The 23400-nt window shown below is 71.7% G+C and carries 8 protein-coding genes; 2 read left to right on the forward strand and 6 right to left on the reverse strand.

Annotated elements, in window-relative coordinates; genetic code table 11:
* Window positions 1-72: 72 nt before the first annotated feature.
* From ACIQM0_RS15735 to ACIQM0_RS15750, 4 genes are all read right to left on the reverse strand, one after another.
* Complete coding sequence (locus ACIQM0_RS15735; RefSeq protein ID WP_024493728.1) at window positions 73-282, reverse strand: MbtH family protein; 210 nt, start codon at window positions 280-282, stop codon at window positions 73-75.
* Window positions 279-14588, reverse strand: a complete 14310-nt coding sequence (locus tag ACIQM0_RS15740) for an amino acid adenylation domain-containing protein (protein ID WP_401286494.1) — start codon at window positions 14586-14588, stop codon at window positions 279-281. The genes ACIQM0_RS15735 and ACIQM0_RS15740 overlap by 4 nt, the downstream gene beginning before the upstream one ends.
* 124 nt (window positions 14589-14712) lie before the next feature.
* Window positions 14713-15756, reverse strand: coding sequence for an iron-siderophore ABC transporter substrate-binding protein (locus ACIQM0_RS15745; protein WP_401286496.1), 1044 nt, complete (start codon window positions 15754-15756; stop codon window positions 14713-14715).
* 120 nt (window positions 15757-15876) lie between these two features.
* Complete coding sequence (locus ACIQM0_RS15750) at window positions 15877-17226, reverse strand: lysine N(6)-hydroxylase/L-ornithine N(5)-oxygenase family protein (RefSeq protein ID WP_401286497.1); 1350 nt, start codon at window positions 17224-17226, stop codon at window positions 15877-15879.
* A 249-nt stretch (window positions 17227-17475) separates the two neighbouring features.
* Here ACIQM0_RS15750 and ACIQM0_RS15755 point away from each other — a divergent pair, with 249 nt between their 5' ends.
* The gene (locus ACIQM0_RS15755; protein WP_401286499.1) at window positions 17476-18423 is read left to right on the forward strand and encodes a methionyl-tRNA formyltransferase; all 948 of its coding nucleotides are present in this window, start codon (window positions 17476-17478) and stop codon (window positions 18421-18423) included.
* Window positions 18424-19343: 920 nt separating this feature from the next.
* Here ACIQM0_RS15755 and ACIQM0_RS15760 read toward each other — a convergent pair.
* Window positions 19344-20351: a JmjC domain-containing protein gene (locus ACIQM0_RS15760; RefSeq protein WP_401286501.1), complete on the reverse strand. Its 1008-nt coding sequence runs from the start codon at window positions 20349-20351 to the stop codon at window positions 19344-19346.
* 155 nt (window positions 20352-20506) lie between these two features.
* On the reverse strand, window positions 20507-21562 hold the full coding sequence (locus tag ACIQM0_RS15765; RefSeq protein WP_401286503.1) for a cytochrome P450: 1056 nt from the start codon (window positions 21560-21562) through the stop codon (window positions 20507-20509).
* A 1251-nt stretch (window positions 21563-22813) separates the two neighbouring features.
* Between ACIQM0_RS15765 and ACIQM0_RS15770 the strand changes: the two genes are divergently transcribed.
* Window positions 22814-23380, forward strand: a complete 567-nt coding sequence (locus ACIQM0_RS15770) for a DUF2690 domain-containing protein (RefSeq protein ID WP_401286505.1) — start codon at window positions 22814-22816, stop codon at window positions 23378-23380.
* Window positions 23381-23400: the final 20 nt, after the last annotated feature.

Here is a 23400-nt window from a genome sequence, read left to right on the forward strand (position 1 = left end):
CGCCCCGGACGCGCACGCGCCGCCGCCCCTCGATGAGAACGTCTCGTCGAGGGGCGGCGGTGTACGTGCCGATCAGCCCTGGAGGGCGACGAGGCTCGCGGGTCGCAGATCCGTCCAGTTCGCCTCCACATGGGCGAGGCACGCCTCACGGGTGTCGGCGCCGAAGACGGTCCGCCAGCCGGCCGGCACCTCGGCGAAGGCGGGCCACAGCGAGTGCTGGTTCTCGTCGTTGACCAGGACCAGGAAGCTGCCCTGCGGGTCCTCGAACGGGTTCGTCGTCATGCGTTGTCACTCCTCTTGGACGGTGCGGTGAACAGCTCGGACAGCGGCTGTTCCGGATGGGTTACCACTTGATGCAGCAACTCCAGGTATTCGGCGACCAGTTGCCCGGCCCTCTCGGTGCCCAGCAGATCGGCGGCGTGGATCAGCCCGCAGTGCACCGGGCCGTCCCCGCGCGGCTCGTAGAAGCTGAGGGTCAGCTCGGCCCGGGTGACGCCGGTCGGTACGGCGGCGAGCGTGCCGATGCCGCCCTCCAACTGCTCCGCGTCGGCCTGTTCGTGGTGGATCACCATGACCTGCGGCCCCCGGGGCGGCAGTCCGGTGGCCCGCACGACCGCGTCGAACGGGACGTCCTGCCGGTCGAGAGCGCTCAGCGTCGTCTCCCGTACCCGGGTCAGCAGTTCCGCGAAGCTCGGGTCACCCGCCGTGTCGGTGCGCAGCACCACCGTGTTGAAGAAGCAGCCGACCAGATCGGCGAGCTGGCCGTCGGTCCGTCCCGCCACCATCGTGCCGATCGGCAGATCGGTGCCCGCGCCGTGCCCGGTGAGCAGTGCCGCGAGGGCCGAGTGGAGCACCATGAACATGCTGGTGCCGGTGGCCCGTGCGAGCCGGTCCACGGCGGCGTGCAGTTCCTCGTCGAGGACGAACCCGACGTGGTCGCCGGGCCGGGTGGCCGTGTCCGGGGCCGCGAGGTCCGGACCGTCGGCCGGCAGGGCGAGGCGCCCCGGCAGTCCGTCGAGCGTCCGGCGCCAGTAGGCGAGCTGCTGCCCGCCCCGGCTGTCCGGGTCCGTGAGGTCGCCCAGGGCCTCGTGCGCCCAGTGGGCGTAGTCGGCGTAGCCGACCGGCAACGGCTCCCAGTCGGGCGCGAGGCCCCGGGCGCGTGCCGTGTGGGCGGTGACCAGGTCGCGGAGGAGCGGGACCACGGACCATTCGTCGACGGCGAGGTAGTGCATGGTCAGCAGCAGTGCCTGGCCGCCGTCGGGGCCGGTGAGCAGCTGCGCCCCGACGGGGGCCTCCGTGGCCGGATCCGGTGCCAGGCGCGCGAGTTCGGCCAGCCGGGCGTCCAGGTCGGCGCACGTCTCCGCGATCAGGACGGGGGCGTCTGCGGGCCGCTGGTACAGGATGCCGTCCCGTTCGGTGAACGCGGTGCGCAGCGGCTCGTGCCGGGCCACCACATCGGCGAGCGCGGCCGCGAGCACCCCGGCGTCGAGCCCGCCCGTGGAGCGCAGCACCAGCGCGTGGTCGACGCCCCGTCCGTCGCGGCAGGACCGCCACTGCCAGTCCTGGACGGGCGCCGCCCGCAGCGGCTCGGCCCGCCGCTCGGCCGGGCGCAGCGCGGGGCGGGCGGTGGCCGCGCCCTCCAGTGCGGCGGCGATGCCGGCGACCGTGAGCGCGTCGAAGACGTCCCTGATGCTCAGTTCGACGCCGAACTCGGCGCGGATGCGGCCCAGCAGGCGCATCGACGCCATGGAGTGGCCGCCGAGTGCGAAGAAGCTGTCGTGCACTCCGACGGCGTCGAGCTTGAGGATCTCGCGGAACAGTGCGGCGATCCTGGCCTGGGTCCTGGTGGCCGGCCGGGCGTCGCCCGTCATCTCCGACCAGTCGGGCGCGGGCAGTGCGGCGCGGTCCAGCTTGCCGTTGGGCGTGAGCGGCAGCGGGCCGTCCAGCGGCACCACCAGGGCCGGAACCATGTACTCGGGGAGCAGCCCGGCCAGGTGGGCGCGGAGCTCCCGCGGGTCCGGTTCGCCGGACTCGGGCACCGCGTAGGCGATCAGCCGGACGATGTCGCCGTCCCGGTCGGGGACGACCGCGGCCTGGGCGACGCCGGGGTGTCCGGCGAGCGCCGCCTCGATCTCGCCCAGCTCGATGCGGAAGCCCCGCACCTTGACCTGGCTGTCGGCCCGGCCGAGGAAGTCGAGGTTGCCGTCCCGGCGCAGGCGGGCGCGGTCGCCCGTCCGGTACATCCGGCTGCCCGGCGCCCCGAACGGGTCGGCGACGAACCGCTCCGAGGTGAGGGCCTCCTTGCCGAGGTAGCCGCGGGCGAGCCCGCGCCCGGCGACGTACAGCTCGCCCACCACACCGGGCGGGACGGGCCGCAGCCGTTCGTCGAGCACGTAGGCGCGGGTGTTGGGGTCGGGCCTGCCGATGGGTACCCGGCCGGCCGGGCTGCCGCCGTGCTCGCGGGCGCGCCACAGCGTCGAGTTGACCGTCGCCTCGGTGAGCCCGTAGGCGCAGATCAGGTCGGCGGTGGCGCCGAAGCGGTCGAACAGGTCCGGCGGCACCGTCTCCGTACCCACCAGGACGGTCGATCCCTCGGGCAGTTCACAGCCGGGCGGGAGCGCCGACACCAGGGACGGCGGCAGGATCATGTGGGTGATCCGCTGGTCCGCGAGGAAGTCGGTCAGTTCCGGTCCCGCGACCCGCGCCTCGTCGGTGATGAGGACGAGGCGGCCGCCGTGGCACAGCGCCATGGAGAGCTCGAAGACGAAGACGTCGAAGCCGGTGGAGGCGAACTGGAGCACCCGGCTGTCGCGTCGCAGGTTCATCCGGTCGACGGCGGTGGCCACGAGGGAGGAGATTCCCTCGTGGGGCACGAGCACTCCCTTGGGGCGGCCGGTCGAACCGGAGGTGTAGATCACGTACGCGGCCTGGTCCAGGCCGGCGGGCCCGTCCGGCACGGCTGTCCGGGGTGGCGCGTCCAGTGCCGCTGCGGTGTCCGGCGCGTCCAGCAGGACCAGCGGGACGCCCGCCACCCCGGGGATCTTCCCCGCGACCGGTTCGGTGCCGACGACCAGGGCCGCCCCCGAGTCCTCGATCATGTAGGCGAGCCGGTCACCGGGGTGGACGAGGTCCAGCGGCAGGAACGCGGCGCCCAGCTTCAGCGCGGCGAGCACGGTGGCGACCATGTCCACGGACCGGGGCACGGCCACCCCGACCACGCTCTCCGCCCCCACTCCGTGCGCGGCGAGCAGCCCGGCAACGCGGCGGGCGCGTTCGTCGAGCTGGGCGTACGTCACCGAGCGGGAGCGGTCCACCACGGCGACGGCGTCGGGCCGTTCGACGAGCCGCCGCGCGAACATCGCGGGCAGGGTCTCCTCGTCGACCTCACGGTCGGTGGAGTCGAAGCCCTCCAGGAGGGTCCGCAGCTCCGGTCCGGAGAGGATCTCGGCCCGGGACAGCGGCTGTCCGGGCGCGGCGACGAGGGCGTCGACCAGGGTGCGCAGCCGTTCGCCGAGCGCCTCCGCGGTCTCCCGGTCGAACAGCTCGGTGGCGAACTCCAGTCGGCAGCCGAGCGATCCGGCGCCGCCGTCGGCCGCGGTGTGCTCGGTGAAGCTGAACACCAGGTCGAACTTGGCGGAGCGGATCCGGAACGGCACGTACTCCGCTCGCAGTCCCGGAAGTTGGAGCTCCCCGCCGGTGCGGGCGTGGTAGCCGACCATCACCTGGAAGAGCGGGTTGCGGGAGAGCGAGCGCGTCGGGTTGAGGGCCTCGACGACCGACTCGAAGGGGACGTCCGCGTGGGAGAACGCCGCCAGGTCGGTGTCGCGGACCCGGCCCAGGAGTTCGGTGAAGCTGGGGTCGCCGCTGAGGTCGGTGCGCAGCACCAGGGTGTTGACGAAGAACCCGACGAGTTCGTCCAGCGCCTCTTCGCCGCGTCCCGCGATGGGGGAACCGATCGGGATGTCCGTCCCGGCGCCCATCCGGTGGAGCAACGCGGCCACGGCCGCGTGCACCACCATGAACATGCTGACGCCGGACTCCCTGGCGAGCTTCTTCAGCCCCTCGTGGACCGGGGTGTCGAAGGCGATGTCGAGTTCGGCTCCGGAGAACGCGGGGCGGGCGGGCCGGGGCCGGTCGGTGGGCAGCTCCAGCTCTTCCGGGGCTCCGGCCAGGGCCGTGCGCCAGTGGTCCAGCTGCCGGGCGGCCAGACTGGTCGCGTCGGCGGGGTCGCCGAGCAGCCGGTCCTGCCACAGGGCGTAGTCGGCGTACTGGACGGGCAGCGGCTCCCAGTCGGGGGCCGTGCCGTCGAGGCGCGCCGCGTAGGCGGTGGCCAGGTCCCGCAGGAACGGCCGGTCCGACCACTCGTCGGTGGTGATGTGGTGCAGCAGCAGCACGACGACGTGTTCCTCGAGCGACAGTTCCACGACCGTGGTGCGCAGCAGCAGTTCGGCGGCGAGGTCGAACGGCCGGTTGACGGCCGTGTCGATGATGCCGGGTATCTCGTCCTCGGTGGCCCGCAGGCACTCCACCACGGGGTGCGCCTGCTCCGCGGGCAGCACCCGCTGGCACACCTGGCCGTCGGGTGCGGTGAAGAAGACGGTGCGCAGGGCCTCGTGACGTTCCGTCACATCGGCGAGCGCGGTACGCCAGGCCGCCAGGTCGAGCGGGCCGCGCAGCCGCAGGGCCAGCGAGAAGTTGTACGCGGCCGAGGTGCACTCGATCTGCTGGATGACCCAGAGCCGCTGCTGGGCGTGGGACAGCGGCAGCCGGTCCGGCCGGTCGCCGGCGGTCAGAGCCGGACGGGCGGCGCCGTCGGAATGGGTGGCGCGGGCCACCAGTTCGGCGACGGTCGGTGCCTCGAAGAGGTCCCGGATCGCCAGCTCCGCGTCGAGTGCGGTGCGGGCCCGGCTGACCAGCCGGGTGGCCAGCAGCGAGTGCCCGCCCAGATCGAAGAAGTCGCTGTCGATGCCGACGCTCCCCGCGGGCAGTCCGAGCACCTCCGCGAACAGGGCGCAGAGTGTCTCCTCGCGCGGGGTACGGGGAGCGCGGCCGGTGTCCGTACCGGCGAGGTCGGGTGCGGGCAGCGCCCTGACGTCCAGCTTGCCGTTGACGGTCAGGGGCAGCGTTTCGAGGGTGACGAGCGCGGCGGGGACCATGTAGTCCGGCAGTCCGGCCTTCAGGTGGCCGCGCAGCCGCCGGGTCAGCGCGTCGCCGGTCCCGGCGCCCTCCTCCGGCACCACATAGCCGACCAGGCGCTTGGTGCCCGCCCGTTCCGACACGACGACCGCGGCGTGCGCGACCTCGGGGTGTGCGGACAGGGCGGAGGAGATCTCGCCGAGCTCGACGCGGTAGCCGCGGATCTTGACCTGGTCGTCGGTGCGGCCGAGGAAGTCGATCAGCCCGTCGGGGCGTTGGCGCACCAGGTCCCCGGTGCGGTACATGCGCTCGCCCGGTTCACCGAACGGGTCGGCGACGAACCGCTCGGACGTCAGCGCGGCCCGGTCGTGGTAGCCGCGGGCCAGGCCCGTACCGGCGATGTACAGCTCTCCGGGGCTGCCCGGCGGGACGGGGCGCAGCATCGGGTCCAGCACGTGGGCGCGGGTGCCGCGGATCGGCACGCCGACCGTGGAGGTCGCGCTGTCGGCGGTGGACCCGCCGAGCGTGTTGATCGTGTACTCGGTCGGCCCGTAGAGGTTGTAGCCGTAGGTGCCCTCGGTGCGGCGCAGCCGGGTCCAGACCGTGTCGGGGACGGCCTCGCCGCCGAGCAGGACCAGTGCGGGCCGGTGCTTTCCGGCGGCCTCGTCGCGGTCGAGCAGGCCCTCCTCGATGAGCAACTGGGCATAGGTGGGCGTCACGTTGACCACGTCTATGCGGTGGCTGTCGCAGTACGCGACCAGCGCCTCCGCGTCGCGGCGCAGCTGTTCGTCGCAGACGTGGACCTCGTGGCCCTCGACGAGCCAGAGCAGTTCCTCCCAGGACATGTCGAAGGCGAAGGACACGGTGTGCGCGATCCGCAGCCGCCGGCCGCCGGCCGAGGCGATGGCCGGGTCGAAGATCTCCTTCTGGTGGTTGAACTGCATGTTCGTCAGTCCGCGGTACGGGGTGACGACGCCCTTGGGGCGGCCGGTCGAACCCGAGGTGTAGATGACGTAGGCCGGGTGGTCCAGGCGGCCCGGCACGCCGTGCGCGAACGCGGGCCGTTCCGGGTCGGTGATCGCGTCGCCCGGGAGCGCGGCCAGCTCGGCGGCCACGGCCGCGTCGTCCAGGAGGAGTTCGGGGGCGACGGGGCCCTCGGAGTCGCGCAGGGACGGGGCGACGGCGGTGGTGGACACCAGGCAGAGCGGTCCGGTGTCGCGCGCCATCAGGCGCAGCCGGTCGGCGGGGTGGTCGAGATCGAGGGGCAGATAGGCGGCGCCGGTGCGCAGTACGGCGAAGAGCGCGGCGACCATCTCGATCGAGCGCGGCAGGGCGAGCGCCACCACCTTCTCCGGACCGGCTCCCCGGGCGAGCAGCAGCCGGGCGAGCCGGTTGATCCGGGCGTCCAGCTCTGCGTAGGTGAGGGCCCGCTCGCCGAAGACGAGCGCGACGGCGTCCGGGGTGCGGGCGACCTGGGCGGCGAGCAGATCGGCGACGGTCTCGTCGGGCACCGGCTCGCGGCCGCTGCGCTGCGCGGCGGCCGTCGCGGTCCGCTCGGCGGGCAGCAGCAGGTCGACGCCGGCGGTCCTGGCCCCGGCCGGGTCCTCGCCGTCGAGGCCTTCCGCGAGCCGGCCGAGCACGGCCGTGAACCGGTCGAGGATGGTGGTCGCGGCCTCGGTGTCGAACAGGTCGGGCCTGGCCGCCAGGGTGATCCGCAGCCGGCTGCCGGGGGTGACGATCAGGGTGAGCGGGAAGTGGGTGCCGTCCACGTTGGACATGGCGGTGATGCCGTGCCGCCGCCGCAGTTCGGCAGCCCGGTCCTCGCCGTCGGCCGAGCGCAGGACGAACAGGGTGTCGAAGAGCCGGCGGTGGCCCGTCTCCTGCTGCAGGGCGCCGAGTCCGACGTACTCGTACGGCATGACGGCCGCGCGCTCGGACTGCATCCGGCGCATCAGGCCGAGCAGCGGCTCGTCCGGGGTGAACGCGACTCGCGCCGGGATGGTGTTGAGGAACATCCCGATGATTCCGGCCGCGTCCGGGACGTCGGCGGGCCGCCCGGCGACGGCCGTGCCGAAGGCGACGTCGGCGCGGCCGGTCATCGCCGAGAGCACCAGCCCCCAGGCCGCGTTGAGCACGGTGTTCAGGGTGAGCCCGTGCCGGCGGGCCGTGGCGCGCAGCAGTTCGCTGGTCCGCGCCGTCAGCACGGTGTCGTGGTCGGCCGGGATGACCGGGCCGGTGTCGCGACCGGAGGGTGCGAGCAGGGTCGGCTCGTCGAAGCCGGAGAGCGACCGGCGCCAGGCGGCGAGCGCGGCCCCGGTGTCCTGCTCGTCCAGCCAGCCGAGGTAGTCGCGGTACGTGCCGGGGACCGGAAGTCCGGTGGCGTCGCCCGCGCGCTCGTACAGCGTGAACAGCTCCTCCAGGAACAGCCACGCGGACCAGCCGTCCCACAGGATGAGGTGATGGGTGATCACGAGCCGGTCCCGGCCGTCACCGAGCCGGATGAGCAGCAGCCTGCACAGCGGGGGCGAGGACAGGTCGAAGCGCTGCCTGCGGTCGGCGGCCAGCAGTTCCCCGGTCCGGCTGTGCTGCTCAGCGGCGGACAGCCCGGAGAGGTCCTCCTCGACGAGCGGGATCTCGGCCCCGTCCACGATGAACTGGACCGGGCGGGGCAGTCCGTCGGCGGTGAATCCGGCCCGTAGACCGGTGTTGCGGGCCAGCAGCGTCCGGCAGGCGGCGCGCAGCCGGTCCGGGTCGACGCGGCGGTCGAAGTCCAGGGTCTCCTGGGAGAGGTAGACGTCGAGCGCCTCGCCCGAGTCGTAGGTGGCGTGGAAGTACATGCCCTCCTGGAGGGGGGAGAGCGGCCAGACGTCGGCGACCGGGAGTCCGGCGGTGGCGGCGACCCGTTCGGTCTCCTGCGGTGACAGCACCAGACCGCCCAGCGGGGTGGCCGGCTCCTGTTCCTGTGCCTGCGGGGTGCCCGCGGCGGAGGTCAGCTGGGCGAGCAGGGCCCGCAGGGCGGGGTCCACGTCCGCACCGGACCGCTCCTGAAGGGCCAGCACGGCTCTGAGGGCGGCGGCCGCCTGCCCGGCCTCGGCTGCGGGCACGGTCACCGCGTCGGCGGAGTCGGGGGCGGCGGCGGCCGGTTCGGGGACTGAGGGGACTGAGGAGACTGAAGGGGCTGAGGGGGCTGAGGGGCCGGAGACGGCGGTCTGCGCGGCGGCGGCCAGCGCGGCCGGGGTCCGGCACTCGAACACGTCGCGGGGGCCGATCGTCAGCCCGCGCGCGCGGGCCCGGGTGGCGACCGTGATCGAGCTGAGGCTGTCGCCGCCGAGGACGAAGAAGTCGTCGTCGGCACCGATCCCGGGTACGCCGAGCACCTCGGCGAAGATCCCGCACAGGGCGCTCTCGCGCGCGTCGCGGGGAGCCCGGCCACCGGTGCGGGCGGCGGGTGCCGCGGACGGCAGAGCGTTCTGGTCGAGCTTGCCGCTCGGGGTCAACGGCAGTTCGTCCAGGGCCAGGACGGCACCCGGCACCATGGGGGCGGGCAGCACGTCCGCGAGCGCCGCGCGCAGAGCCTCGGTGTCCAGGACCGTACCGGCGCCGGCCACGGCGTAGCCGGCGAGTGCGCCGTCGCGGACGATCACCGCGGCACGGGCCACGCCCGGCAGGCCGGCCAGAGCCGCCTCGATCTCCCCGAGTTCGATGCGGTTGCCCCGGATCTTGACCTGCCGGTCGGTGCGGCCGAGGTACTCGACGGCGCCGTCGGTGCGGCGCCGCACCAGGTCACCGGTGCGGTACATGCGCTCGCCCGGTCCGCCGAACGGGTCGGCGACGAAGCGTTCCGCGGTCGTACCCGGCCGGTCGTGGTAACCCCGCGCCAACTGCACACCAGCGAGGTAGAGCTCCCCCGGCACCCCGTCGGGCACCTGGCGCAGGAACGGGTCCAGCACGTGCAGCCGGGTGTTCCACACCGGACGGCCGATGGCGACGGCGGCTCCGGCGTCACCGTCGGCGCCGTGGTCGTAGTCGTAGGAGGTCACGTCCACCGCGGCCTCGGTGGGGCCGTAGAGGTTGTGCAGCGGTACGGGGGCCCGTCCGGAACGGGCCGTCAGCTCCGACCAGTTACCGGCCTGGGCAGCGGTGAGGGCCTCGCCGCTGCAGAACACCCGCCGCAGGCTCGCCGCCCAGTCCGGGTGGTCGGTGGCGGACTCCAGGGCCTGGGTGAACGCGGCCAGCATGGACGGCACGAAGTGCAGCATGGTGATCCGCCGCGCCCTGATCAGCCCGGCGAGGTAGCCGGGGTCGCGGTGGCCGCCGGGACGGGCGAGGACGACGGTCGCGCCCTCCACCAGGGGCCAGAAGAACTCCCACACGGAGACGTCGAAGGCCGCCGGGGTCTTCTGCAGGACCCGGTCGTCCGCGCCGAGTCCGTACTCCCCCTGCATCCACGCGAGCCGGTTGACGACGGCCCGGTGGGTGACGGCGACGCCCTTGGGGCGGCCGGTGGAGCCGGAGGTGTAGATCAGATAGGCCGGGTGGTCGGGACCGGCCGCCCGGACGGGGACATCGGCGACATCCATCGTGCCCGGGTCGTGCCGGTCGACGAGGAGCAGGTCGAGGTCCGGTACGCCGGGCAGCCGCCCGGCCGCCTCCGCGGTGGTCACGACCGTACGCGCGCCGGAGTCGCCGAGCACGAACGCGACCCGCTCGGCGGGGTAGTCGAGGTCGACCGGCAGATAGGCGGCGCCGGTCTTGAGGACGCCCAGCAGGGCGACCATCAGTTCGACCGACCGGGGCACGGCCACCGCGACGTAACGCTCCGGGCCCGCGCCGCGCGACCGCAGCCTGCGGGCCAGTGCCTCGGCCCGCAGGTCGAGCTCCGCGTAGGTGAGCGTGGTGTCCTCGAACACGACGGCGGGGGCATCGGGGGTACGTGCCGCCTGCGCGGCGAACAGCGAGGCGAGCGTCGCCTCGGGAACGGGCCGGGAGGTGGCGTTCAGCTCGGCGAGGTGTGCGTGTTCCCGCGCGGACAGCAACCCGGTCCGGGCCACCGTGCGACCGGGCTCGGACACCAGGGTGCGCAGCAGTGCGGTGAAGCGGTTGGCGAGGACGGCCACCGTCACCTGGTCGAAGCGGGCGGCGTCGTGCTTGAACCGCAGCAGCAGCCCGGCGCTGTCCGGCTCGACGACGAGCGCGAGCGGGTAGTGGACGGCGTCGGAGACCTCGTTGCCGGTGATGCGCAGTGCGTCGGGTCCCCGGTCGGCGGTCGGCTCCGGGGCCGGGTGGTTCTCGAACACCACGAGTGTGTCGAAGAGTTCGCCGCCACCCGCGAGCCGCTGGATGTCGGCCAGGCCGAGGTGCTGGTGGTCCAGGAGCGCGGTGTGCTCGTCCTGGACGCGGCACAGGAGTTGGGTGAGTGACTCCTCCGGGCGCAGGCCGACCCGGGCGGGGACGGTGTTGATGAACAGGCCCACCGCGGAGTCCAGGCCCGCGACCTCGGTGGTCCGGCCGGACACGGTGGTGCCGAAGACGATGTCGCGGCTGCCGGTGAGCGCGCCGAGCAGCAGCGCCCACGCGCCGTGCACGACCGTGCTCAGGGTGACGCCGTGGGTGCGCGTGTACGCGGTGAGGGCCGCGGCGAGCTCCTCGGGGAGCCGGGTGTCGACCTGTTCCGGCCTGGCCGGGGCCCGCTCGTCGTCCGCCGCCGCGGAGAGGGCGGAGAGCCGGGTCGGCCCGTCCAGTCCGGACAGCGCCTGCCGCCACGCGTCCCGTGCGGAGTCCCGGTCCCGGGTGGCCAGCCAGGCCAGGTACGGGTGGGGGGAGGGCGGTGCGGGGAGTTCCTCGCCCCGGTAGGCGGCGGTGAGTTCGCGCAGCAGTACGGAGACCGACCAGCCGTCGGCGACGATGTGGTGCAGGGTCAGCAGCAGCCGGTGCCGGTGGCCGTCCCTGACGAGGGTGGCGCGCAGCAGCGGTGGCCGGGCCAGGTCGAAGCGCTCGGCGCGGTCGGCCCGGAGCACGTCGTCGAGGGTGGTCTCCGCGGTGTCGGCCTGCCGCCAGGGCAGGGTGACCTGGCCGGCGAGGCGCTGGACGACCTCGCCGCCGGGGATCTGGCGGAACGAGGCGCGCAGCAACGGGTGCCGGTCCAGGAGCAGTTGCAGAGCTCCGCGCAGCCGTTCCGGGTCGACGGCCCCGTCGAGTTCCAGGAGTTCCTGGACCAGGTAGAGGTCCGCGGAGCCCGCGTCGAACGCGGCGTGGAAGAAGAAGCCCTCCTGGAGCGGGGAGACGGGCAGGGCGTCGCCGTCCAGGCCGTCCGTCTCGGGGGCGGCCGGGGCCCGCGTCGTTCCGGCGGCGCGGGCCAGGGCCTCGACGGTGCGGAGCCGGAACACCTCGCGCGGGCTGATCGTGAGCCCGGCGTCACGGGCCCGGTTCACCAGCTGGATCGCGACGATGCTGTCGCCGCCCAGCTCGAAGAAGCTGCTCCGGACGCCCACGGAGGGCAGGCCGAGCAGTTCGGCGAAGAGCGCGGCGAGCACGGTCTCGGCCGGTCCGGTGGGTGCGTCGGTGCCGCTGACGGCCGTCCACCGGGGCTCGGGCAGGGCGCGGCTGTCGAGCTTGCCGTTGGGTGTGAGCGGGAGGGGGCCGTCCAGGACGACGACGGCGGTGGGCACCATGTGGTCCGGCAGCGCGCCGGCCACCTGGGCGCGTGCGGCGGTGACGGCCGCCTCGGTGGCGGCGGCGTCGTGGCCGTCCCCGACGAGGTAGGCGACGAGGCGCTTGACGCCCCGGTGGTCGTCACGGACGAGGACGGCGGCCTGGGCGATCCCGGGGCCGGCCATGAAGGCGCTCTCGATCTCGCCGGGTTCGATCCGGTGGCCGCGGATCTTGATCTGGCCGTCGGCGCGGCCCAGGAACTCCAGGTTGCCGTCGGCGGCCCAGCGGACCCGGTCGCCGGTGCGGTACATCCGGGTGCCGGGCTCTCCGTACGGGTCGGCGACGAAGCGCTCGGAGGTCAGGGCGGACCGGCCCAGGTAGCCGCGGGCGAGGCCGCGCCCGGCGACGTAGAGCTCTCCCTCGACGCCCACCGGCACCGGACGCAGCGCCGCGTCCAGGACGTAGGTACGGGTGTTGGGGTCGGGCCGGCCGATGGGGGTGGGGCCGGGCCGTCCGGAACGGGCGGGCCACAGCGTGGAGTTGACGCTCGCCTCGGTCAGTCCGTAGGCGACGACGACCTGGAGCCGGCCCGACCAGCGGGCGATCAGCTCGCTCGGGACGGCTTCGGTGCCGACGACGAGGACGGCGCCCTCCGGCAGTTCGCACTCCTGCGGCAGCGCGGAGACGAGCGACGGGGGCAGGATCATGTGGGTGGCGCGGTGGTGGGCGATGTAGTCGGTGAGGGCGGGGCCGGCGACCCGCCGCTCGGCGGGTACGACGATGATCCGGCCGCCGGCGCACAGCGACATGATCAGGTCCCAGACCGTCACGTCGAAGCCGACGGAGGCGAACTGCACGACGCGGCTGTCGGAGGTGACGCCGATCCGGTCGGTGGCCGTGGCGACGAGGCTGCCGACGCCGTCGTGGGTGACGATGACGCCCTTGGGGCGGCCGGTGGAGCCCGAGGTGTAGATGACGTAGGCGGCCTGGTCCAGGGCGACCGGGGTGCCCGGGTCGGTGTCGTCCTGGGCGGCGAGGGCGGCGGCGGTGGCCGGTTCGTCGAGCAGGAGGTGGCCGGCGTCCGTCACCGGGAGGTGGTCCGCGAGTTCCCGGACGGTGAGCACGGTGGTGGCCCCCGCGTCGGACAGCATGTAGGCGGTCCGGTCCTGGGGGTGGTCGGCGTCCAGGGGGAGGTAGGCGGCGCCGGCCTTCATCACGGCGAGCAGTGCCACCACGAGTTCCGGGGAGCGCGGGAGGGCCACGGCGACGACGTCGGCGGCGCGCACGCCGCGGGAGGTGAGGAGCCGGGCGAGCCGGTTGGCGGCGGCGTTGAGCCCGGCGTAGGTGAGTTCGCGGTCCTCGCAGACGAGCGCGACGGCCTCGGGCGAGCGGCGCACCTGTGCCTCGAAGGCGGCGGGCCAGGACAGTTCGGCCACCTCGCGCGGAGAGGTGGCGAGCTCCCCGAGCAGCCGGCCCCGTTCGGCGCCGGAGGTGAGCTCGATGCGGCCGACGGGCCGGCCGGGGTCCTCGGTGAGGGCGCGCAGCACGGTGAGGAAGCGGCGTTCGTGGTCGCGGAGGGCCTCCGCGTCGCAGAGGTCCGCGTCCGCGTCGAGGTGGACGGCGATGCCCCGGCCGCCGCGGGTCTCGGCGAATCCGAACGCGAGGTCGCTGACCGGGCCGAGCCACTCCGGGCGGAGTGCGGCGTCCAGCCCCTCGAAGCCGAATCCCTCGCCCCTGGGCAGGATGTTGACGGTGGGGCCGACGAGTTCCGGGACGCCGTCGACCAGTCCGAGGTCCCTGGCCAGCTCCTCGGCGCGATAGCGCCCGTGCGCGAGCGCTTCGGAGATCTCCTGGCGCACGCCGTCGACGAGGGCCGCGCCCGTGGTGCCGGGGCGGACGGTCAGCCGGAGCGGGACGATGTTGGAGACCATGCCGGGGACGACGGCCGACACGGCGTCCTGGCGGGCGGCGACCGGGAGGCCGAGGACCAGGTCCTGTTCGCCGGTGACCCGGTGCAGATAGGCGGCGACGGCGGCGACCAGCAGCCGGGACGGCCGGACGCCCGCGTGCCCGGCGGCGATGTGCAGCCGCTCGGCGTCCCGCTGGGTGAGTGCGACGGTGCGCCGCAGCCGCCGTGCCATCAGGGACGGGGCGCGCTCCACGAGGCGTACGGGTTCCGGCCGGCCGGCCAGGTGCTCCTGCCACCAGGCGCGGTCCCGCGCGTGCTGTGCGCAGGCGCGGTAGTCCCGGTCGGCGTCCACGAGCCGGGTGAGGGACCAGTCGGGGCGGGCGGGGGCCTGGGCGCCCAGGGTGTACAGCTCGCCGGCCCGGCGGGTGATCAGCGTGACGCCCGTGCCGTCGAGAACGATGTGGTGGTAGCGCTGGTACCAGCGGACCCGGTCGTCCGCGAGCCGCAGCAGCGCCTGGGCGAAGAGCGGTGCCCGGCCGAGGTCCACGGGCCGTTCGCGTTCGGCGGCCGTCCAGTCGGCGGCGGCCGTCTCGGGGTCCGGGGCGTCGCGCAGGTCGACGACGGGCACCTCGACGGGGACGGCCGCCGGGGTCTGGCGCGGGCCGCCGTCCCCGGGGGTGAACGCGACGTGCAGGCAGTCGGCCTCCCCGACGGCCTGCCGGACGGCGGCGGCGAGCCGGCCGAGGTCGGTGGCGCCGTACAGGTCCAGGGCGAAGACGATGTTGTAGGCGGAGCTGTCGGGCTCGATCTGCTGGGCTGACCAGATACCGGCCTGCCCACCGGTCACGGGGGTTCCGGCAGCGGATGTCCGGTCCGACTCGGCGTCAAACATCGTACGAAATGGCCTTTCCCTGATGATGTACGGCAAGGAGAGGACGTCCCGTCCGACGGTGTGCCGGGCCGGCACACCGTCGGACGAGCACCCCTGTGCGGTCGTGCTGAGGTGGGGCGGTGCGCTACTTGACGGCTGTCAGCAGCGGCACGATCTCGTCGATCGCGTAGGGGATCGAGAGGACCGTGTTGAAGGAGAACGCGGCACCGATGTCCGGGCCCTGGTAGGGCACGAACAGGTCGCGCTTGTCCTTGCTGACCTTGAGGTTCTTGTAGAGCGGCTCGGCCTTGATCCGGTCGTTGGCGTCGGTGCTGGAGGTCACCCAGACCAGCCGGTCGACGTCGAGCACGTTCAGCTTCTCGGCGCTGAGTTCGGCGGCGTTCCAGCCCGGCTTGGCCAGCTTGTCGATCTCGGGCTTCAGCTTGAAGCCCAGCTCGGAGAAGAAGATCGACTTGGGGTCGGTCTTCGTGAACGCGGAGTACTTCCCCGCCTCGAAGCTGTCGGCCACGGCGAGGGTCTTCGTGGCGAACTCGGGGTGCTCGTCACGGACCTTCTCGAAGTCGGCGTCGATGCCGGTGATCAGCTTCTCGGCCTGGGCCTTCTTGCCGAGCGACGTGCCGATCTGGCGGGTCATCACCTGCCACGAGGCCCCGTAGTCGGGCAGGTCCTTGGGCTGGGCGACGACCTTGGTGAACTTGGAGAGGGTGTCGTACTGCTCCTTCTTCATCCCCGAGTACTGGGCGATGACCAGGTCGGGCTTGAGCGCGGCGATCTTCTCCATGTTGTACTCGTCGCGCTCGCCGACGATGTCCGGTGCGCCGGACCCCCACTTGGCCTTGGTCCAGGGCCACTTGCCGTACGGCTTCTCCTTGAACCAGTCCACCGAGCCGACGGGCTTGATGCCGAGTGCGAGGACCGCGTCCTGGTCCGAGAGGCCCAGGGTGACGATCCGCTTGGGCTCCGTCTCGATGGTCGTGCTGCCGTACTTGTGCTGGACCGTCACCGGGAAGGCTCCGGACTTCGCGCCCGCCTCGGCCGAGGCACTGGACCCGGCCTTGTCGTCGCCGCCCCCACAGGCGGCCAGAGCGACGGCGGCGACGGCCGCGACTGCCACTCGGGGAGCGAATCTGACGAACCGCGTCAGCGCGGGGCGTGTACCAGTGGACACGGATGTTCCTTTCAAGGGGTTTTCACTGTGCGTGCCGGGCGCGCCGCGTACAGGGGTACGGCCGGCGGGCCGGGCGGTATGTGGGGGGGCGGACCGATGACGGACCAAAAATGAGAGCGACTAGGGCGTGGCGACGCCGTCGGCGAGCGGGCGGGGCTCGTCCGAGGCGTTCTTCAGGCCGCGCTCGACGATCGAGTCAAGGATCTCTCCGACCCTGATCGCGGTGTTGGAGAGCAGCGAGGACGTGATGCCGTGGGTGTGCTCGGTACCGCCCTGGAGGTAGATGCCGCAGCGCAGTTCGTCGTCCGTAGCGATGCGGTAGTCGCGCTCGACGCGGACGCGGCCCTCCTCGTCGCGGTGACAGTGCCGCGCGACGTCTCCGAGGAGGCCGAGGGGCTCGACCGGGCTGTACCCGGTGGCGAGGACCACGACATCGGCCTCCAGCGTGCTCTCCTCGCCGGTGACCAGGGACGTGACGGTGGCACGTACCTTGTCCCCGGCCTCCTCGACGCCGGTCAGCCGGGAGATGTTGACGAAGCGCAGCCGCTCGGTGCCGAGCACCTTCTCCTGGTACGCCTGGCGGTACAGGTCGTCGATCAGGTCGATGTCCACCACGGAGTAGTTGGTGTTGCCGTGGTAGCCCATCAGCTTGCGCTTGATGTCGTCCGGGGCGGTGAAGTACTCGTCGACCGCCTCCGGGTCGAAGATCCGGTTGGCGAAGCTGCTGTCGTCGGCCGGGCTGTAGCCGTACCGGGAGAAGACGGCGCAGACCTCGGCCCGCGGGAAGCGGCGGTGGAGGTAGGCGACGTTCTCGGCGGCGCTCTGGCCGGCGCCGACCACGACGAACCGGGTGGGGTCGGTGCCCTCCAGGGCGTCGACCTTCGCGAGCAGGTCGGAGTTGTGCCAGACCCGGTCCGTGCGCTCGACGCCCTCCGGCATCAGCGGGCGCAGCCCGGTGCCGACGACGAGGTTGCGGGCGCGGTGGACCACCGTCTCGGTGCCCGAGCGGGCCGTCACGTCGACGTACTCCACGACTCCGTCACGCAGGACGGGCTCGACGGAGATCACCTCGTGGCCGTACGAGACCATGTCGTCGACCTTTTCCGCGGCCCACTCGAAGTAGTCGTGGAACTCCACGCGGAGCGGGAAGAGGTTCTTGCCGTTGACGAAGTCGATCAGCCGGCCCCTGCTCTGGAGGTAGCGCAGGAACGTGTACTCGCTGGACGGATCCCGCAGCGTCACCAGGTCCTTGAGGAACGACACCTGCATCGTCGCGTCGTCGATCAGCATGCCGCGGTGCCAGCCGAAGGCGGGCTGGCGCTCGAAGAAGTGCGCCGTCACCGCCTCCTGCCTGCCGACAGGCGCGTTGTGCTCGCTGAGCGCGATCGCCATGGCCACATTGGACGGCCCGAAGCCGATTCCTATGAGGTCGTGGATCAGAGGTGCGTCGCCAGGATCAACCTGTGACATGTCACTCCCATCGTGCGGGACAGCCGCCTGTCAGGCGTGGACGAAAAGAACGGGACGCGGGCCCACCGAGAGCGGCAGCCAGTCGAACTTAGGTAAAGCTAACCTGACTTCAATGACTCTGTCGACCAGACAAAACGGGACCAATAACCAAGCGCCCTACCTAACACCCCAGAAATCAGGGCCCGTTGCATCATTAGGTAAGGCTTGCTTTACTTGGCGCGGATCAGTCGCTCACCTGAGGAGGAACCCATGCGGGTCGCCATGTTCGGTTACCAGACCTGGGGCCACCGCACCCTGCAAGCCCTCCTGGACTCCGAACACGACGTGGTGACGGTCGTGACGCATCCCAAGAGCGAGCACGCGTACGAGAAGATCTGGAGCGATTCGGTCGCGGACCTGGCCGAGGAGCACGGCGTCCCGGTGATCATCCGCAACCGGCCCGACGACGACGAGCTGTTCCGGCTGCTCCAGGAGGCCGCCCCGGACATCATCGTCGCCAACAACTGGCGCACCTGGATCCCGCCGCGCATCTACGGCCTGCCCCCGCACGGCACCCTGAACGTCCATGACTCGCTGCTGCCCAAGTACGCCGGCTTCTCGCCGCTGATCTGGGCGCTGATCAACGGCGAGAGCGAGGTCGGCGTCACGGCCCACATGATGGACGAGGTGCTCGACGCCGGCGACATCGTCGACCAGCGCGCGGTGAAGGTGGAGCCCGCCGACACCTCCGTGGACCTCTTCCACAAGACCGTCGAGCTGATCGCCCCGGTCACCATCGGCGCGCTGGACCTGATCGCCTCCGGGCAGACCGAGTTCACCCGGCAGGACCGCTCGCAGGCGACGTTCTTCCACAAGCGCGCCGAAGAGGACATCCGCATCAACTGGGACTGGCCCGCCGACGCGCTGGAGCGACTGGTCCGCGCCCAGACGTCTCCGTACCCGAACGCCTTCACCTTCCACCGCGGCAAGCGGCTGGAGGTGATGTCCGCCGTCGTGTCGGAGGGCCGCTACGGCGGGACGCCCGGCCGCGTCTTCTACCGCGAGGGCGAGGGAGTCGTGATCGTCGCCGGCGCCGACGCCCGCACGGGCCTCAACAACGGCCTCGCCCTCACCCGGGTACGGACCGAGGACGGCCGGGAGCTGCCCGCGACCGAGTACTTCACCTCCATGGGCGGATACCTCACCAACCGCCCCTGAGCAGGGGAAGCACCGGCCCGGCCGGGCTCCGGTCGCCCCCACGTGCCGCGGGAACGACCGGAAAAGGGATCCGCGAGCCCGGAGGAAGAACGCGACATTCTTCGCACGCTATTTTGCGACGCAGACGCGCCGGTGAGCCGCTGCCAGTTCGTCGATGACCACCAGCGCCGCTCCACGTGAAGCGGCGGCGACATCCCCCTCGGGATCTCCCGCTCGAGGTTCTACTACTGGCGCCGCACCAGAGACCGCGCGGGCGGTCCGGCAGACCGCCGAGGCCGAGCTCGCGGCCGTATACGCAAGGTCTACCAGGACTCCCCCACGGCACCTACGGTGCCCCAGGATCACCACCAAGCTCCGCGACGAGGGCGGCCGGCGGTCGGGCGGAGAGCGCCCCCGTCGCCTCGGCGTGGACGGTCATCCCTGCGGCTCACCTCCGCGCGAGCGGAGGTGAGCCGAGGAAGACCAGACCTCACCGACTCGCAGTGGGCCGTCGCCGCCTGGTGTCCGCTGGTGGATCGCACTGCGCAGCTAGGACCGGCAGGTGCGCGTCGCAGCCACCTTCGTTCGTGAGGACAGCGGTCTCCACAAGGCGTACGGCGACCCCTTCCGCGTACCGACCGAATGCCGCTGTTTGCCTTCGTGTTGGGACACCTGCCAGCTACTCACGACACGCGCCTTCGCACAGCAGCCGCAGGACCCGCCCGGTCCCGTTCAATGTCTGATCCGCCCATCGAAGTCACCGATCCGGTCACCGTTGCTTCCCAACTCGCCGTGTGGTTCGCAGCGTTCCCGCCCAGCTCCCCAATCCGGGCCCACAGGACGCCATTGGGCGTGAGGCCGCCGAGCTGCTGCAGTGGAGGGCGACCGCACGTGGAGGACAACGGACGAGCCGACAACGGCCCGGACCTCGTGGCTTCGCGTCAGTCCGCGGTGCGTGCCGCGTCGCGCAGTCTGCGCCATGTGCGTACGACGGAGGGCAGTCCGGCGCGCTTGGCGCCGAGTGCGCCGGCCTCCCAGTCCCGGGCCGTCCCGGCGAATGTCTCCGCTCGAGTCGGCTCGGCCTGTTGCCCTGACTGTGCCGCCCGTGCGGCGAGTCGCAGGTCTCCTGGTTCGACCGTGGCGAGCTGCGCCCGGACATGGCTGAGCAGTGTGGCGCAGGCGTCTGCGATCGCGGCTTCCCCCAGCGGGCGCTCAGGGATGTCCAGTCCTTCGGTCAAGCACCGTTCCAGGGCCGTCCGCAGGTCCTGCAGGGAGAGGTCGCGGATCGTCAGCGACAGGTGGGCGGAGAGTCCGGCTTCGCCCACCGCGCGGTGGGCGAAGCCGCGCGGGATATAGAGCACGTTGCCGGGCTCGAGGACGCTGCGCAGGAGTTGGGGCGAGCGCTCGTCGTCCGGCAGCTCGCCCAACGACCAGTCCGCCGTCGTCGGCGCGCCGTGGACGTACCAGGTCTTGCGGCCGGCCACTTGGAGGGCAAACACGTCGGCGTCGTCACGGTGTATCGCGAGGCCCTGACCGTCTGCGGGCGTGACGAAGAAGAACGCCTCCACGCGCCGGTCGAGCTCCCCGGACAACCGCGTCACCAGTTCGCCCGTGGGGCGGTGCCACTGGTCGACATGTCGCAGGAGCAGCGTCGCCCCGGCGCGCAGGAGTGCGACGACCTTCGCGCGGTCGGCGAAGCCGTGGTGCGTTGTGCCGTTGACCACGCGGGACGTGGTGTACGCATCGGCCGGGACGGTGACCTTGTTGGAGCGGACCATCTCCAGGTAAGGGGTGCGCAGCAGCCCTGAGTCGAAGGCGGCGTCCAACTCGTCGAGGTCGAACGGCGAGGCGAGTGTCTCCGGCGTGAAGACCGCGGGCTCGCGCTGCCACTGGTGGCTGGTGAAACTCGTGACGTCGCCGACCCAGTCGGCCAGCGTGGGCGATTCCATAGCGTTTCCTGTGGGGTCAGGGTGTTCGGTACTCGCGGGCCTGCGGCGTCCGCCCGGAACGAGGGCTGGAGCGGGCTCCCCGGCGGGATCGGTCCTACGCGGTGGGCGGATTGCCTCTGCCGGCATCGGTGGGCGGCGCCGGGGCGTGGTGCCGGTCATGCCCCGGTTTTCACGTCGATCCGCACGGAGAGCAGGGAGCGCAGGGGGACGTGGGTCTCCTGCTGCGGGCTGCGGATGACGAGCTGGTTGTCGAGAGCGACGGTCAGCAGGCGTTCGGCGAGGGGTACGACCAGGTGCTTGGCCCAGCAACGGGCACCGTCGAACCCGAACGGCATGAACGCGGGCGTCTTCTCGGGATCCGCCACCCCGGCCCATCGCTCGGGCCGGAACCCCATCGGATCGGGCCAGTAATCCGGGTGACGATGCATCAGGAGGGGGAAGAGCGCGACGTTGTCCTCTGCGCTGATCTCGGGGTGCAGTCCGGTGTACGCCTCCCCGCCGGTTCGGTACAGCATCCACGCGGGCGGGAGCAGCCGCAGCGTCTCCCACAGAACCGCGGTGAGGTCGCCGCGGGCTTCCTCTCGTTCCCGCGCCGGCCCCAGGAGCCACAGTGCGTTGCCGGCCAGTGCGGCCACGCCGTCGCAGAGGGTGGCTGTCGCTCGCCGGTACATGGCGATGGCCTGCCTGCGCTCTTGGGTGCCGGAAGCGCTGCGGATCTGCTCGGCCAGCGCGGTGCGCTCGTGCCCGCCTTCGGTCTCCGGCCAGACGGTGATGGCACGGTCGACGATCCGAGAGAGCGTGTGGGAGCGCGTGACGCGACGTTTCGACAACAGGGAGACCGGCAGGGGGTCGGACGCGAAGAGCCACTGGCGCAGGTAGGAGGTGGCCGCGTAGGGCCAGGCGCCGTCCAGTCCGCTCGCCGGGGGCGGCGGAGTGCGGATGCCCTCCATGACGTCCTGCCCGAGCGCACGGATCGTCCGTGTCGCGCTGTCGTGGGGGATCTCGGCTCCCGCCGCGGGCTTGTAGACCGAGCGCTCCGTTGACAGAACAGGGCGCGCCGCGACGACTTCGGCCATCAGGTCACAGTCGGAGACGCCGACCGTGGTCGCGTCGATCCGGAACACTTTCTCTTCCCTGGCCAGCAGGTCCTGAATCCGCGGGGCGTAGACGATGGAATGGCTGCGAACTTCCGCCGGTGCCGCCTCTTCCACGAGAATCGCACCTCCATTGAAAATGGCAATTAAAGGGGTTCCCCGCCGCGGGCGGAGAGTTCCAGACATCGAACGGGCGGGACCGTGCGTTGCGCTGCGGCCCGGCCTGCGACACAACCCGATACGGTCGCGGTCGCCACGGACCGCGAAAACCAGAGAAACACCCCGGCGTTGACCGGGGAAACGACATGGTCGATTTCCCCAGCCAACGAATGGTGAACTAGATGACGTGCAGAACCCACGCGTGGTTGGCGAGGTCCTCGTCCTTCTTGAACTTCCTCACAAGCGCCTTGATCTTCTTCATGACTACTCCATTTCCTGGAATACGGACGCGACCAAAATCGCGCCCGTGCCATAACCGAAAGAGGCTGTCTTCCCCCAGCGGGGGATTATCACCATTTCAGTCGGCGCTTACGTTCCCCTAACGTTTCACTAACGTTTCGCACGGGCCATCGCCGCTTTGCCCCGGCATCATCTCGCTGGGGCTGGCGTGACGGATCAGGTCGCATGGGGTGACCTGACTCTTCCCGGTACGACGGAGCGGGGACGCGGAGCGGGTAGCTGACGGACCGCCTGCCGCCCGGCCGGAGACACCTTCGACCAGCTCACCATCACCCACCGTGCGGAAGCCCAGTGCACCGACGAGTTCGTACGCCGCCACCGTCACCGTGCTGTCCCCGCACCTGACCGCGGTCCCGACCGCTTCCCCACCTGCTGAACGGCAACGTCGAGGAATTCATCGAAGAGATACGGGCGTCTGCGCCTCGGAGTGGCAGGTGACCGGCGTGGCGTCGAGGTCCAGGACCAGTCCGGGCAGCATGTGTCCCGCGGCCCGGACCGCGGGTATGCCCTCGCCGCGTTCGGCGGCCTCTTTTCAGCCAAATCTCATAACAAGCTCTGAGTCACAGGTTCGGCTTACCGGGGTTGCGCACCCCGTGGTGCCACAAACGCACAACTGACAAGTGGTACGTCTGCACCTCAATCGCCGCCCCGAGGGGCACCGATTACCCCCGCGTTTCGCCGCGTAAACACCCTCTGACGCACATCCCCTTATGGCCGCACACCACCTTTTAGGTGCGCTGCGGCGACATGTCCAGCTTCGGTATCCGCGCAGGCGGGGGACGCAATACCTCCACATAACCCCAGGCGCGTTCACATAGGCTGCGCCTGCCTCTCCGGCACCCGGAGCGGCACAGAGGTGATGGACGAACACAGCCGTCCGTGCCGCGATCGTGCGGCACGGAGAAATAAATGTATGAGGTGATGTGTGTGCATGGCATACGTAGATGGGGGCCGGCGGCGGCAGCGCTGACGCTGCTGGCCGGAGTCTTTCAGGGAATACAGGCGTCCCCAGCGGCAGCAGTCGACTGCTTTCGGGAAACGTGTTCGGGAAAGGACCCCATTGCGATGGGGTGTGACGAGGACGCCGAGATTCTTCAGCAGGTGGCCACGGGGGACGAGTCGGTCTCGGTGCGGCTGCTGTGGTCGCCGATGTGTCAGGGAGTATGGGCAAAAGTCTCACGCGATCTCGACACATCGCCCGACTATGTGTACCTGACACTGTGGACGACACGCGATCCCGACGGCGGCGTCCAGGCCGGCGATACGGCGGGTCTTCTCGGCGACGGTGTGGCGGGCGCCTACACCAAAATGCGGAACTGGAAGAAGACGACGGCGAAGGCGTGCTGGAACGACGTCAATGCCACGTACGACCCCGAGCCGACGAGGTACGTCATCCAGGACCCCGGCAAATCCAATGACTGGCCGGTCGATGCGAGCCTCGCAGTCATGCACGGCAGATGCACGGACTGGATGTAAGGAGCATCGTGCGTAAAAGA

Source organism: Streptomyces sp. NPDC091387 (genome assembly GCF_044756945.1).
Classification (GTDB): Bacteria; Actinomycetota; Actinomycetes; order Streptomycetales; family Streptomycetaceae; genus Streptomyces.